At 61.9% G+C, this 13759-nt stretch carries 11 protein-coding genes and 3 tRNA genes; 7 read left to right on the forward strand and 7 right to left on the reverse strand.

Annotated elements, in window-relative coordinates; translation table 11 throughout:
* From KKO72_RS09590 to KKO72_RS09600, 3 genes are all read left to right on the forward strand, one after another.
* The coding region (locus KKO72_RS09590; protein WP_371736862.1) for an efflux RND transporter periplasmic adaptor subunit at positions 1-1281 on the forward strand (1281 nt) is incomplete at its 5' end.
* A complete protein-coding gene (locus tag KKO72_RS09595) occupies positions 1278-2024 on the forward strand; it encodes an ABC transporter ATP-binding protein (protein WP_214937730.1) in 747 nt (248 codons plus the stop codon). The genes KKO72_RS09590 and KKO72_RS09595, both read left to right, overlap by 4 nt.
* The gene (locus KKO72_RS09600; RefSeq protein WP_214937732.1) at positions 2024-3229 is read left to right on the forward strand and encodes an ABC transporter permease; all 1206 of its coding nucleotides are present in this window, start codon (positions 2024-2026) and stop codon (positions 3227-3229) included. The genes KKO72_RS09595 and KKO72_RS09600 overlap by 1 nt, the downstream gene beginning before the upstream one ends.
* A 264-nt stretch (positions 3230-3493) precedes the next feature.
* Here the strand turns inward: KKO72_RS09600 and KKO72_RS09605 are convergent, their stop codons facing one another.
* Complete coding sequence (locus KKO72_RS09605) at positions 3494-4141, reverse strand: TetR/AcrR family transcriptional regulator (protein ID WP_214937734.1); 648 nt, start codon at positions 4139-4141, stop codon at positions 3494-3496.
* Positions 4142-4305: 164 nt separating this feature from the next.
* Between KKO72_RS09605 and KKO72_RS09610 the strand changes: the two genes are divergently transcribed.
* Genes KKO72_RS09610 through KKO72_RS09625 form a run of 4 tightly spaced genes read left to right on the forward strand, consistent with a single transcriptional unit; the run spans position 4306 to position 10751 of the window.
* Complete coding sequence (locus tag KKO72_RS09610) at positions 4306-5505, forward strand: efflux RND transporter periplasmic adaptor subunit (protein ID WP_214937736.1); 1200 nt, start codon at positions 4306-4308, stop codon at positions 5503-5505.
* A 21-nt stretch (positions 5506-5526) separates the two neighbouring features.
* Positions 5527-8688 (forward strand): efflux RND transporter permease subunit, encoded by a 3162-nt coding sequence (locus KKO72_RS09615; protein ID WP_214937738.1) that lies wholly within the window; start codon positions 5527-5529, stop codon positions 8686-8688.
* A 1-nt stretch (position 8689) separates the two neighbouring features.
* The gene (gene adeC / locus KKO72_RS09620; protein ID WP_214937740.1) at positions 8690-10096 is read left to right on the forward strand and encodes an AdeC/AdeK/OprM family multidrug efflux complex outer membrane factor; all 1407 of its coding nucleotides are present in this window, start codon (positions 8690-8692) and stop codon (positions 10094-10096) included.
* Positions 10097-10115: 19 nt separating this feature from the next.
* Positions 10116-10751, forward strand: a complete 636-nt coding sequence (locus tag KKO72_RS09625) for a TetR family transcriptional regulator (RefSeq protein WP_214937742.1) — start codon at positions 10116-10118, stop codon at positions 10749-10751.
* A gap of 214 nt (positions 10752-10965) precedes the next feature.
* On the opposite strand, the gene KKO72_RS09630 is transcribed toward KKO72_RS09625, so the two are convergent.
* The 6 genes from KKO72_RS09630 to KKO72_RS09655 form a co-directional block, all read right to left on the reverse strand.
* On the reverse strand, positions 10966-11877 hold the full coding sequence (locus KKO72_RS09630; protein WP_214937744.1) for an OmpA family protein: 912 nt from the start codon (positions 11875-11877) through the stop codon (positions 10966-10968).
* Positions 11878-11913: 36 nt separating this feature from the next.
* Positions 11914-12288, reverse strand: coding sequence for a DUF4398 domain-containing protein (locus KKO72_RS09635; protein WP_214937746.1), 375 nt, complete (start codon positions 12286-12288; stop codon positions 11914-11916).
* 207 nt (positions 12289-12495) lie between these two features.
* Positions 12496-13284, reverse strand: a complete 789-nt coding sequence (locus tag KKO72_RS09640) for a DUF3047 domain-containing protein (protein WP_214937748.1) — start codon at positions 13282-13284, stop codon at positions 12496-12498.
* Positions 13285-13359: 75 nt separating this feature from the next.
* Positions 13360-13436, reverse strand: a tRNA-Asp gene (locus KKO72_RS09645).
* A gap of 89 nt (positions 13437-13525) precedes the next feature.
* Positions 13526-13601: transfer RNA gene (locus KKO72_RS09650), tRNA-Glu, on the reverse strand.
* 37 nt (positions 13602-13638) lie between these two features.
* A tRNA-Ala gene (locus KKO72_RS09655) sits at positions 13639-13714 on the reverse strand.
* Positions 13715-13759 lie beyond the last annotated feature (45 nt).

Consider the following 13759-nt stretch of genomic DNA (forward strand, 5'->3'; position numbering starts at 1 on the left):
CCCCAGCCCAATGCGATGCAGGCCTTGCTGGCCGCCAAGCCCAAGCCGACCTGGTGGAAGCGCCGCAGCCTCTGGGCTGCTGTTGTATTGATAGCTGTTGGGGCAGGCAGTTATTGGGCTTGGAGCCTCAACCAGCAAAAGAATGCGGCGCCCAGTTACATCACCGAGCCAGTCACCAAAGGCAACCTGACGCTCAACGTCACCGCCAACGGCACGCTGCAACCCACACGTTCGGTCAGCATTGGCAGTGAACTCTCGGGCACCGTGCGCCGCGTGCTGGTGGACATCAACGACCGGGTCAAACAGGGCCAGGTGCTGGTCGAGCTCGACACCGCCAAGCTGGGTGACCAGGTGACCCGTTCACGTGCCGCACTGGCGGTGGCGCAGGCCCAGCTGGCCCAGGCCACGGCCACCGTCAAGGAAAACCGCGCCAGCCTGGCCCGGCTCGAAGAAGTGGCCCGGTTGTCGGGTGGCAAGGTGCCCTCGGCCACCGAACTCGACACCGCGCGGGCAGGCATGGAGCGCGCCGTGGCCGCTGAGCTGAGTGCCCGCGCCAGCGTCGATTCAGCACGGGCCTCGTTATCCACCGACGAGACCAACCTGTCCAAAGCCTCGATCCGCTCACCGATCAACGGTGTGGTGCTGACCCGCAGTGTCGACCCCGGCAATGCGGTGGCCGCCTCGTTGCAGGCGGTGACCCTGTTCACCATTGCCGAGGATTTGAGCCAGTTGCAGTTGAAAGTGAATGTGGACGAGGCCGATGTGGGCCGGGTCAAGGTCGGGCAAAAAGCCAGCTTCACCGTCAGCGCCTTCCCGACGCGGCGCTTTCCGGCCACCATCACCACGGTGTCGTATGGGTCGACCATCACCGACAACGTGGTCACCTATGTGACCCAGCTCGATGTGGCCAACGCCGACCTGAGCCTGCGCCCAGGCATGACCGCCACCAGCACCATCACCGCGGTTGAACGCAAGGGGGTGCTGCTGGTGCCCAACACCGCACTGCGTTTTAACCCAGCCAAAGCCAACACAGCAGTGGCCAAGTCGGGTGGCGGCATCATGTCGAGCATGATGCCGCGTATGCCCCCGGGCCGCAGCAAAAGTGTCTCAGGCGGCGCGACCAAACAGGTGTGGGTGCTGCGTGACGGTGTGCCAGAGGCGGTGACGGTCACCCCCGGCATCAGCGATGGTCGTATGACCGAGATCACCGACGGCGCCCTCACCGAAGGTTTGGCGGTGATCACCGAACAACGCAGCAACGCCAGCGCCAAAAAACCATGAGCAGCGAGCCGCTGATCCAGCTCAAACAGGTGACCAAGGTCTACGGCCAGGGCGCCACCGCCCTGCTCGCCCTCAAAGGGGTGGATCTGGCCATCGAGGCGGGTGACTTTGTGGCCATCATGGGCCCCAGCGGCTCAGGCAAATCCACCGCGATGAACACCCTGGGCTGTCTGGACACCCCCACCTCGGGCGAGTACATCTTCAACGGTGTGCATGTGGAACACCTCTCGCGCGACCAGCGCGCACTGTTGCGGCGAAATTACCTGGGTTTTGTGTTCCAGGGCTTCAACCTGCTGGCGCGCACCTCGGCGCAGGAAAACGTCGAACTGCCGCTGTTGTACCGGGGTGAACCCGCCCAAAAGCGCCACGCGGCCGCCAAAAAGGCGCTGGCCTCAGTCGGCCTGGCGGGTTGGGAGCACCACACGCCGGCGGAACTCTCGGGCGGTCAACAACAACGCGTGGCGATTGCCCGCGCCATCGTCACCGAGCCCGCCGTGCTGCTGGCCGATGAACCCACCGGCAACCTGGACACCAAACGCAGCCACGAGATCATGCACCTGTTGTGGAAGCTCAATGTGGACCACGGCATCACCGTGCTGATGGTCACGCACGAGAGCGACATGGCCGACTACGCCAAACGCATCGTGCGTTTTGTCGACGGTCTGGTGGCCAGCGATGTGCGCAACCCGCATCCGCTGGCACTGACCGAAACGGCTGTCACCCAGACCGAGGAGAGCATCTGATGTGGCTCAACACCTTGTTGCTGGCGCTGCGCTCAATCCGGCGCAACCTGATGCGCTCGTTTTTGACGATCCTGGGCATTGTGATTGGTGTCAGTGCAGTGATCACGATGGTGACCGTGGGCAACGGCGCCACCCTGTCGGTGCAGAACCAGATCGCCGGGCTGGGCACCAACCTGTTGCAAATCCGGCCCGGCCAGCGCATGGGCGGACCCGGTGGCAGTGGCGCACCATCTTTCCGCGAGGCCGATGCCATCGCCATCCGCAGCCAAGTCAGCGGCCTGTTGGCGGTGGCCGCTGAGGGCCGCACCTCGGCCACCATCGTCGCTGACGGGCGCAACTGGGGCAGCAGCGTGATCGGCAGCACCAACGACTGGCTGGTCACCGGCAACTGGAAACTCAGCGAGGGTCGCTCTTTCAGCGACGACGAAGAACGCGGCGGCGCCTCGGTCTGCCTGGTGGGCCAGACGATTCAACGCGAGCTGTTTTCTGGCAGCAGCGCGCTGGGCGCTTTCATCCGGGTCAAGCAGATCACCTGCGAGGTCATTGGTGTGCTGGGCTCCAAGGGCCAGGGTGCTTTTGGCAACGACCAGGACGATGTGGTGCTGGTGCCCTTGCACACGCTGCAACGCCGCATCACCGGCAACCTGCGTATCAACACCTTGCTGGTGTCGATGGTGGACGGCGCCGACCCCGAACGTGTCAAAGCCAGCCTGACCGAGTTACTGCGCGAGCGGCGCAAACTGGCCGAGGCCGACGAAGACAACTTCAATGTGCTCGACACCAAACAACTTGGCGAAACCTTTGCCAGCACCACCAAGGTGATGACCATGCTGCTCGGCGCGGTAGCGGCCGTGAGCCTGCTGGTGGGAGGCATCGGCATCATGAACATCATGCTGGTGAGTGTGACCGAGCGCACGCGCGAAATCGGCCTGCGCCTGGCGATTGGCGCGTTGGAAGGTGAGGTGCTACTGCAGTTTTTGATAGAAGCGGTGGTGCTCTCGGCCCTGGGTGGGCTGATCGGCATTGTGCTGGCCACCGGTGCCTCGATCGGGCTGGCACGGCTGATGGACGTGCCCTACGTCTTCAACGTTGGCGTCAACCTGCTGTCCTTCGTGTTTTCAGCGGCGATTGGGGTCTTGTTTGGCTACGTGCCGGCCCGCCGCGCGGCACGGTTGGACCCGATCGAAGCATTGCGGCACGAGTGAGGTTTGCGACATTTGATCAGCGCCAGCGACGGGCGGATTGAACAACGCAGCACCCTGGTGGACCAACCCGGTGCCACCCTCACAGCGGTGGTGGCCTCCATTCGCCGGGTTCACAACAATGGGCGAGTTTCTGAGTCTGGCGGCGGACACACAGCCGCATCAAGGCAGACATCTGCCACCCGGCGTGGGTCCAAGCGGGTTTAGCATAATTCGCCACCAACCCTTATCCATAAAGGGCAAGTAGCTACACTAAATATAGTGATTTCACTGGCAGGAAACCGCTTCGGCCATCGCACTGTCGGGCGCCAGCGCATAAGCATTTGCAAAAGTGACCATGGCGCGACCCGCGATGTCTTTGATTTGCGCATCTGTCAGGGGCGGCAACTCTTTGTAGTACCAGCGCGGCTGAATTTCAGCCTGCACCAAGGCGATAAATTGTTGGGCAGCCACCGTCGGGTCGCCTTGGCGCATACAGCCCTGCGCCATGGCACGGCGGAAAAACTCGGCAATGTCCAAGATGCCTCGTTGGGGCCCGGCTTCGTAAAACAACGCACCCACATTGGAACGCCCCGCCTCGGCCAACACCATGCGGTGGGTGGCCGCCAGTTCCGGACTGCACATCAAAACAGCCAGTTTTTCGCTGAACTTTCCCAGTACTTCAAGGACACCCGCACGGATGTCGTGTGCGGCCAGTTCATCGAAGGCGCTCTCGATGTGCAGTTCACCCGCAGCCTTGGTGACCGCCAGAAACAGCGCCTCTTTGGAAGGGTAGTAGCCGTAGATGGTGGATTTGGAACCGCCAATGCGGTGAACGATCTCGGCCATGGACGCACGTTCGAAACCAAACTCAAGGAAGACCTGCGACGCGACCTCCAGGATGGCCTCGCGGCGGGCTTCTGTCCGAACTTTCATCATGCCTCCTTAAATGTACCGATGGGTATATTTTTGCTTGACAAACAGCTTTTGTCAATCTAATATTCAACAATACCGTACCGTTCGGTATATTTAAAAGCCGTTTTTCACCGTTTGTATCTGCCTGGCGTCCTGCGTGATGCCACATCTTTGGAGCCTTGTCCATGCACCCTGTTTTTCATCGACCCGTGGCCGTGCTGGCCACCGTTTCAGCCCTGGCACTTGTCGCCTGTGGCGAAGCCCCCCAGCCACCCGCCACCGCAGGCCAAGGTGTGCCCCAGGTCAGTGTGCTCACGCTGCAACCCCAGCGCTTGGCCCTCACCACCGAGTTGCCTGGTCGTGTGGCCCCCGCACTGATTGCCGAAGTGCGACCGCAGATCACCGGGCTGGTGTTGCAGCGCCGCTTCAAAGAAGGCAGTGACGTCAAGGCGGGCGATTTGCTTTACCAGATTGACCCCGCCACCTACCGTGCCAATGTGGACAGCGCCCAGGCCACCCTGGCCAAGGCCGAGGCCAACCTGGTCACGGTCAAGCTCAAGGCCGGGCGATACAAGGAACTGGCCGCAATCAAAGCGGTGAGCCAACAGGACGCCGACGATGCCGCGGCCTCCTTGCAACAGGCCGAGGCCGAGGTGAGCTCTGCCAAGGCGACCCTGCAAACCCAGCGCATCAACCTTGACTACACCCACATCACCTCGCCCATCAGCGGCCGCATTGGCCGCTCCAGCGTCACACAAGGCGCACTGGTCACGGCCAACCAGGCCAGCGCGCTGGCGACCGTGCAGCAGCTGAACCCGATTTATGTGGACGTGACCCAATCCACCAGCACCCTGCTGGCGATCAAACGCTCCATGGATGCGGGCACACTCAAAAGCGGCACCGCCAAAGTGCGCCTGGTGCTGGAGGACGGCAGTGTGTATGCACAGCCGGGCAAACTGCAGTTCTCAGACGTGACTGTGGACCAGAGCACCGGTGCCGTCACACTGCGTGCCGAGTTCCCCAACCCCCGCGCCGACCTGCTGCCCGGCATGTACGCGCGGGCGGTGCTGGAAGAAGGGGTGCTGGAACAGGCCCTGCTGGTGCCGCAATTGGCGGTGGCGCGTGACACCACAGGCAAACCTTATGCCTTTGTGGTGGACGGCAACGGCAAGCTGCAGCAACGCAGCTTGACCACCGACCGTGCGGTGGGTGACCAATGGCTGGTGAGCAATGGACTCCAACCTGGAGATGTCGTGGTGGTGGAAGGCCAGCAAAAAGCGCGGCCCGGTCAAACAGTGCAGGCCCAGCCTTACGTACCCGCCGCCCAGAAGACCGTTGCAGCTCAAAAGACGGCCACCGCTAGCGCCCCCGCTGGCACCAAATAAATCCCCCACCGAGAGACTCCTATGGCCCGTTTTTTCATAGACCGCCCCATCTTCGCGTGGGTGCTTGCCATCATCACGATGCTGGCTGGCTTGATGGCAGTGCTGACACTGCCGATTGCCCAATACCCCACCATCGCCCCCCCAGCGATTGCCATTTCGGCAAACTACCCTGGCGCCTCGTCCAAAACGCTCGAAGACACCGTGACCCAGGTGATCGAGCAGAAGATGAAGGGGCTGGACCGGCTGTCCTACATCGCCTCCACCAGCGAATCTTCGGGCAGCGTGACCATCACGCTGACCTTTGAGAACGGCACCGACCCCGACACCGCACAGGTGCAAGTGCAGAACAAGCTGGCCCTGGCCACACCTTTGTTGCCGCAAGAGGTGCAACAACAAGGTGTGCAGGTGACCAAATCGGCCAGCAATTTCTTGAACGTGCTGGCGTTTGTGTCCGAAGACGGCAAGCTCAATGGCGCGGACTTGTCCGACTACGTGGCCGCCAACGTGCAGGACCCGATCAGCCGTGTGGAAGGTGTGGGTGACACCACGCTGTTTGGCTCGCAATACGCCATGCGCATCTGGCTCGACCCGAGCAAGCTCAACAGCTTCAACCTGACACCACTGGACGTGAAAACGGCCATCGAAGCCCAGAACGCCCAGGTGTCTGCCGGGCAACTGGGGGGCCTGCCCTCTGCCGCCAACCAGCAGCTCAACGCCACCATCACCGCGCAGACGCGCATGAAGACGGCAGAGGAGTTCGCCGGCATCTTGCTGCGCACCCAGGCCAGCGGTGCTGCCGTGCGCCTGAGTGATGTGGCACGCATCGAGCTGGGGGGTGAAAGCTACGCCGTGGTGGCCCGCTTCAACGGCAAGCCCGCTGCGGGCCTGGCCATCAAGCTGGCCACCGGTGCCAATGCGCTCAACACCGTGAAGGCGGTGGATGCCAAGTTGGACGAACTGAGCCAGTTCCTGCCCCAGGGCGTCAAGGTCATCAAACCCTACGACACCACGCCGTTTGTGCGCATCTCGATCCAGGAAGTGGTCAAGACACTGGTTGAGGCGGTGGTGCTGGTGTTTGTGGTGATGTACCTGTTCCTGCAAAACTTCCGCGCCACCTTGATCCCCACGATTGCGGTGCCGGTGGTGCTGATGGGTACCTTTGGGGTGCTGGCGGCGTTTGGGTATTCACTCAACACACTGACCATGCTGGCCATGGTGCTGGCGATTGGCCTGCTGGTGGACGACGCCATTGTGGTGGTCGAGAACGTGGAGCGGGTGATGAGTGAAGAAGGCTTGCCCCCCCTGGAGGCCACGCGCAAGTCCATGGGGCAGATCACCGGCGCCCTGGTCGGCGTGGCCCTGGTGCTGGCCGCGGTGTTTGTGCCCATGGCCTTTTTTGGTGGATCCACCGGTGTGATCTACCGCCAGTTCACCGTCACCATCGTGTCGGCCATGACGCTGTCGGTACTGGTGGCGATGATCCTCACACCCGCCTTATGCGCCACGCTGCTCAAACCAGTGGAAAAGGGACATGGCCTGGCCAACAAGGGCTTTTTTGGTGTCTTCAACCGCGCGTTCGACCGCAGCAACCGGGGTTACCAGGGCCTGGTGCAGCGCATGCTCAAACACGGCTGGCGCTGGATGCTGGGTTACGCCCTGTTGGTGATGGTGGTGGGTTTTGTGTTCACCAAACTGCCCGCTGGTTTTTTGCCGGATGAAGACCAAGGCACCCTGTTCGCCCTTGTACAGCTGCCACCTGGCGCCACACAGAGCAACACCGAGAAGGTGCTGGAGCAGGTGCAGAGCCACTTTCTGGAAGACCAGAAAGACGCCGTCGACTCTATCTTCACCGTGTCGGGCTTCAGCTTTGCCGGCAGTGGTCAGAACACCGGCCTGGCGTTCATCAAACTCAAACCCTGGGACGAACGCACGGCCCCTGGCCTGAAGGCGCAGGCCGTGGCCAACAAGGCCATGGCAGCGTTGTCGCAGATCCGCAATGCCTCGGTGTTTGCATTTGCACCACCTGCGGTGTCCGAACTGGGCAACGCCAGCGGGTTTGACCTGATGCTGCAAGACCGTGCCAACCTGGGCCACGAGGCCCTGATGCAGGCGCGCAACCAATTGCTGGGGGCCTTGATGAAAGAGCCCGGCCTGGTCGCGGTGCGTCCCAACGGCATGGAAGACACCCCCGAGTTCCGGGTGGACATCGATGAACACAAGGCCGGTGCCTTGGGCCTGTCGATGAGTGACATCAACAACACTTTCTCGGTGGCCTGGGGCAGCAGCTACGTGAATGACTTCATCGACAAAGGTCGGGTCAAGAAAGTGTTTTTGCAGGCCGATGCGCCTCACCGCATGGTGCCCGACGACATCAACAAATGGTTTGTGCGCAACAGCAGCGGCACCATGGTTCCGTTCAGTGCGTTCTCCACCTCAGGCTGGACCACCGGCTCGCCCCGACTGGAGCGTTACAACGGCGTGCCGTCGGTTGAAATTCTCGGCATGGGCTTGCCAGGCACCTTGTCCAGTGGCCAGGCTTTGGACTTGGTAGAGCGCCACGCAGCCGAATTGCCTCCCGGCATCGGCTTTGAATGGACGGGTGTGTCGCGCCAGGAACGCGAGTCGGGCGGCCAGGCCATGCTGCTGTATGCGGTGTCCATCCTGGTGGTGTTTTTGTGCCTGGCTGCGCTGTACGAGAGTTGGTCGATTCCGTTCTCGGTGCTGCTGGTGGTGCCCCTGGGCGTGCTGGGCACGCTGGCCGGCGCAATTCTGACCTGGAAGATGAACGACGTGTATTTCCAGGTCGGCTTGCTTACCACCGTGGGGCTGGCGTCCAAAAACGCCATCCTGATCGTCGAGTTTGCCAAAGAGTTGCATGCCCACGGTATGTCGCTGGTGGAATCGGCCATCACGGCAGCACGCATGCGGCTGCGCCCGATTTTGATGACCTCGCTAGCGTTCATTCTGGGCGTGTTGCCCCTGATGATCAGCCAAGGCGCGGGTGCCGGTGCACAAAACGCGCTGGGCACCGCCGTGGTCGGGGGCATGGTGACCGGCACAGTGCTGGCCATCTTCTTCGTGCCGCTGTTTTTTGTGGTGGTGCAAAAGCAGTTTGACCGCGCCCATCACCTGCCGCTTGTTGCTGAACCTGTTATTACCCCTGTTGTATCGGAGGGCCATTGAAATGCCTCGTTCCCTGACCTTGTCCCTGGTGGCTGCCGCACTTGTGCTGGCGGGCTGTGCCAACCTGGCGCCGACCTATGAGCGGCCTGCCGCACCGGTGCCCGCAAGCTACCCTGGCACCAAACCCAACAGCCCGGCTGTGACCGACATCGACTGGCGCACCTTTTTTGCCGATGCCAAGTTGCGCAACCTGATCGAGCTGGCCCTAGCCAACAACCGCGATCTGCGCGTGGCCGTTCTCAACATCGAGCAGGCCCGTGCGCAATACCGCGTGCAAGACGCGCAGACCCTGCCCACGGTCAACGCATCGGGCAGCGGCACGGCAGCGCGCACACCGGCCAGCCTGTCGGGTGCCGGCGCCACCGTGACCAGCCACCAGTACAGTGCCAACCTGGGTGTGAGTGCCTATGAGCTGGACCTGTTTGGCCGCGTGCGCAACCTCAGCAGCCAGGCGCTGGAGCAGTATCTGGCCACCGAACAGGCGCGCCGTAGCACGCAGATCAGCCTAGTGGCCGAGGTCACCACGGCCTACCTCACCTGGGCCGCCGACCTGGAACGCCTGGCCCTGGCGGCGGAGACCCTGCGCAGCCAGACCGAGTCTTACCAGCTGACACAAACGCGCTTCGATCTGGGTGTGGCATCGGCCCTGACGCTGCGCCAGTTGCAAACCAGCGTGGAGAGTGCGCGCGTCGATGTGGCCCGCTACACCGGCCAGGTGGCGCAAGACCGCAACGCGCTGGCACTGCTGCTGGGCACGCCGGTGCCCGAGGCACTGGCACCCGACGCCTTGGGTGACACGCTCAACACCTTGCCCGAGCTGCCTGCGGGTGTGCCGTCTGACTTGCTGCTGCGTCGACCTGACCTGCTGCAGTCCGAACACCAACTCAAGGCTTACACCGCCAACATTGGGGCGGCGCGGGCCGCGTTTTACCCACGCATCAGCCTCACGGCCACAGCGGGCAGCAGCAGCGCAGATCTGTCCAGCCTGTTCAAGGCGGGATCGGGCAGCTGGAGCTTCATCCCGCAAATCAGCCTGCCCATTTTTGATGCAGGGAGCAACCAGGCCAACCTCGACAGCGCGGTCGCCGGGCGCGACATCGCAGTGGCGCAGTACGAAAAAGCGATCCAGACCGCTTTTCGCGAAGTGGCCGATGCCCTGGCCCAGCGCAGCGCTGTCGGTGACCAATGGCTGGCACAGACCGCGCTGGTGCAGGCCAGTGGGGAGGTATTGCAGATGTCGCAGGCCCGTTTTGACCGCGGTGTGGACAGCTACCTGGACGTGCTGGATGCCCAGCGCTCCTGGTACAGCGCACGCCAGACCCTCATCGGCACCCGCCTGACCCGCCTGACCAATGGCGTGACACTGTACAAAGCGTTGGGCGGCGGCTGGTCTGGCACAACGTCCTGAAACCTGAAGGCCCGCCATCATGCGCAGAACACGGCAGCAGGCCCTGGCCACCCGCCAGAGCATTCTGGACGCTGCAGTCCAGGTGTTTCTGGAGCACGGTTTTCAGCACACGGCAATACAGGATGTGGCCGAGCGGGCGGGTGTGACCCGGGGCGCGGTCTACTGGCACTTTCGCAACCAGCTTGATGTGCTGGAGGCACTGCTGGACACCACCCGACTGCCCTGGCAGGTGTTGCAGCCCTTGCCCAGGTCACTGCTGGGCAGCACACCGGTGGCGCCCATGCGGCAGGCTCTGGTGCGCATGGCCACCACACCCTTGACGTGGCTGGAGGGCTCGGTGCCAGCACAGCAGATGCTGCGCATTCTCGGTCAGATGAACGAGCCCGACAGTGCCACGCGCCTGGGTGTGCGCCTGAGCGCCCGCCTGGATGCTGACCGCAGTGCGGGCTTGCAGTGCTTGCGCATGGCGCTGGCACAAGCTGCCGCCAGCGGGGCCCTGCGTCAAGGCACCGACCCTGGCGCGGCTGCGCTGGGGCTGTTTGTTCTGGTCGATGGGCTCATGCACCAGTGGCTGCGCCAGCCCGAGGCCTTTGACCTGACAGCGGTGGGCACGCAAGCGGTGCAATCCCACTTGGCGGGACTGCTGCCGAATTGATCCTCAGCTAACCAAGCGGTCGAAAGACAGCGCTATGGCTTGCAAGGTCTGCTGCGGCTGCTTGCTCCGGCAACAACGCGGCTTCTAATGCCACACTATTGATAGTTATCTGCCCTTATTCCATAAGGGCTAGAAGCCATTTTCACGCATAACCGTCTGAATCACCCCAAACCGACCCACCGCAGCAAGGGCTGCGATTTGGAGCAACTGCGCCTTAACGCGCCATGACCCGGCCACTTTCGTCAGACAACACAATTTCCACCCGACGATTGAGTTGGCGGTTGTTGGCGGTGTCATTGGCCACCACCGGGAAAGACTCCCCATAACCCCGCATGGCAACACGGTCCGAGGCAATGCCCATCTGTTGCAAGGCGGCCTGCACCGCACCCGCACGGCGCTCTGACAAGGCTTGGTTGTATTCAGACGCACCCGTGCTGTCGGCAAACCCCTCCACCAACACATTGCGCTGTGGATTGTTTTGCAGCAAGGTGGCGAGTTTTTGCGCGGTGGCCATGCCAGTGGCCGTCAGACGCGACTGGTCGGTCGCAAACAGCACATCCCCCATGGTGATGACCATGCCGCGCTCGGTCTTTTTGGCCGCCAGATCAGCCAACTGGGTTTCCAGCTGGGCATTGCGCAGCTGCGCGTTGGCAGCATCATCCTGGGCCTGCTGGGTTTGCAGCTTGGCGCGGGCGGCGTCGTTTTGCGCCATCAAAGCCGCCTGATTGGCGGTGTTGGCGCGGATCTGGGCGGCATTGGCTTCGTTGGTGCGCTGGTCCAGCATCAGCTGGCTACGCTGTTTGCCTGCGTTGGCCACATCTGCCTCGGCCATGCGGCGTTTGGTCACCTCTTGTGTGAGGGCAATCTTTTGCCGGGCCAGATAGGCCAGTTGGTCCACTTCGTCTTTGCTGCCACGCTCAGCGGCCAAAGTTTCGGTTTTGTCCATGGCGTCGCTGGCGAGTTTCATCTCTTGGGGCGCATAGGTGGCCACGTTCGGGCTGGCCTGAGCTGAGCGGTATTCCACGCGAGTTTGCTCCAGCAAGGAGGTGGATTGCGGCATCGAGCCGCAGGCAGCCAGCAGCGCGGCCACGGCCAGAACAACCGGGGTTAGATAGGTGTTTTTCATGTTGAATTCCAATGGGTATGAGGGGATGAGCGTGGCTCAGAGATTGCGCTCAAGCTCGGCGCGCAACACGCGAATGTCCTCTTGCAGGGCATCCGAGGCGGCCTGGGCTTTGGCTGAGTTGGCCTTGCTTTGGGCCAGTTTGGCATCCACCTCAGCCTGGGCGGCCAGCTCTCGTGCCAATTTGTAGTCTTTGGCGGCCATGGCCTGGTTGGCCAGCACCATCTTGTCGCGCGCAGCGGTCATCTCGACCGGGGCAAATTGCACACCACCGGCACCGGCAGCGTTGTCCACGGCGGCTTTGGAAACCGCCACATCAGCGGTCGCCGGGGTTTTCAAACTGCTGCAACCGATCACCAGCACCGCAGTGGCACCGAGCAAGGCCGTAACCCAGCGTCTTGAGCGTGTTCTCATCATCTCTCTCCTTAAATGTCCATCAAGCGCAGGATCACTCTTGATAAGGACAGTTATAGGCGGATGGGTCAAACACGTCTGTTCGCTGGCACACGATGGTGTGCAACCGGCGGCTGATTCCAGCACAGGAGCAGGTCGCCGTCAGCTGGCAACCTGCCAGTGGCTCGTTAGCTCAACATGGAAAAGCTCAGTCCCCGCGTCGGTGGCTTAACGCGCTGGCGTCAAATCGAGCTGACCGTACAAAACGCGGGCGTCGGAGCGGGTGTTGTCGGTGTCGGTCATGATGCCGATCCCCACCAGGGCTCCGGGCGGCTCGCCAAAAGCGCGCTCAAAGTCGGCGCGAATGTTTCGCTCGTACATCTGCCAGCGGCTGAGCCCTCGCGCACCGGACTCCACCACCATCTGGCGAATGCGGTCGGTACGCGGATTCACAATCACGGTGTCCGATGGCCGGGTGTTGCACCAGACATACATCAAGGTCGCGTAAGGCAAAGGTTCGCCGGTGATGGCATGTGAGAGCTCCGACATCATCGCGTTTTTCATGGAAAACCGCGACCGATCACCATCAAAGGCCAAGATGATCCGCACGGGTGAGTCATCGGCCTCGGGCAAGGCCATGTCGGCAGCGTCGATCAATTGAGGAACGTTCCACGAAAACCGGATGCGACCCAGCTCAGCCGGCTCAATACGCATGCGGTGACGCAACATGCTGGCAGAAGATGTGGCTTGCGCCGAAACCGCCGACTTGCCGTCCACCCGCAGAAATGAAAATTTGGTGGCTTGTTTGCCAGGCAGTTGATAGTGCTGCCAGGTGTCAAAGGCAGGCAACACCAGTGTCGGATTGGTGAGACTTGGTGCTTGGCCACCTGGCGTATCGCCACTTGCCAACTGTGAGGGTGTCTTGGACACCGTTGCGCAGCCCGCCAGCACAGCCAAAGCCAGGACAAACACACAAGCTGTCAGACAACGGCTCTTCGGAATCGGCAGGTGGAACATGCTTTTGCTGCAGTCAGTGTCGAGACAAGAAAAAAGGGTTTGCTACTACTTTCGTAGCGGCAAACCCTTTGATACTGGCGGAGCGGACGGGACTCGAACCCGCGACCCCCGGCGTGACAGGCCGGTATTCTAACCAACTGAACTACCACTCCTGGTAGCTAACGTTTGCTCTTTCGAGCCAAGTCATTTGCTTTTGACAGCAAACCGTTACCGACTTGCGCCGCATTATCCGAAGATAACTTGGCGACCCCACGGGGATTCGAACCCCGGTACTCACCGTGAAAGGGTGATGTCCTAGGCCTCTAGACGATGGGGTCAAAACCTTTGGACTAACCAGTCAACACTTTGGAACTTTGGTGGAGGTAAGCGGGATCGAACCGCTGACCTCTTGCATGCCATGCAAGCGCTCTCCCAGCTGAGCTATACCCCCAAAAACCACTTTGCAACTTTTTCAAATTGCTCGTAACTTCCAAGC

Source organism: Rhodoferax sp. U11-2br, assembly GCF_018619435.1.
In the GTDB taxonomy this organism is placed as follows: domain Bacteria; phylum Pseudomonadota; class Gammaproteobacteria; order Burkholderiales; family Burkholderiaceae_C; genus Rhodoferax.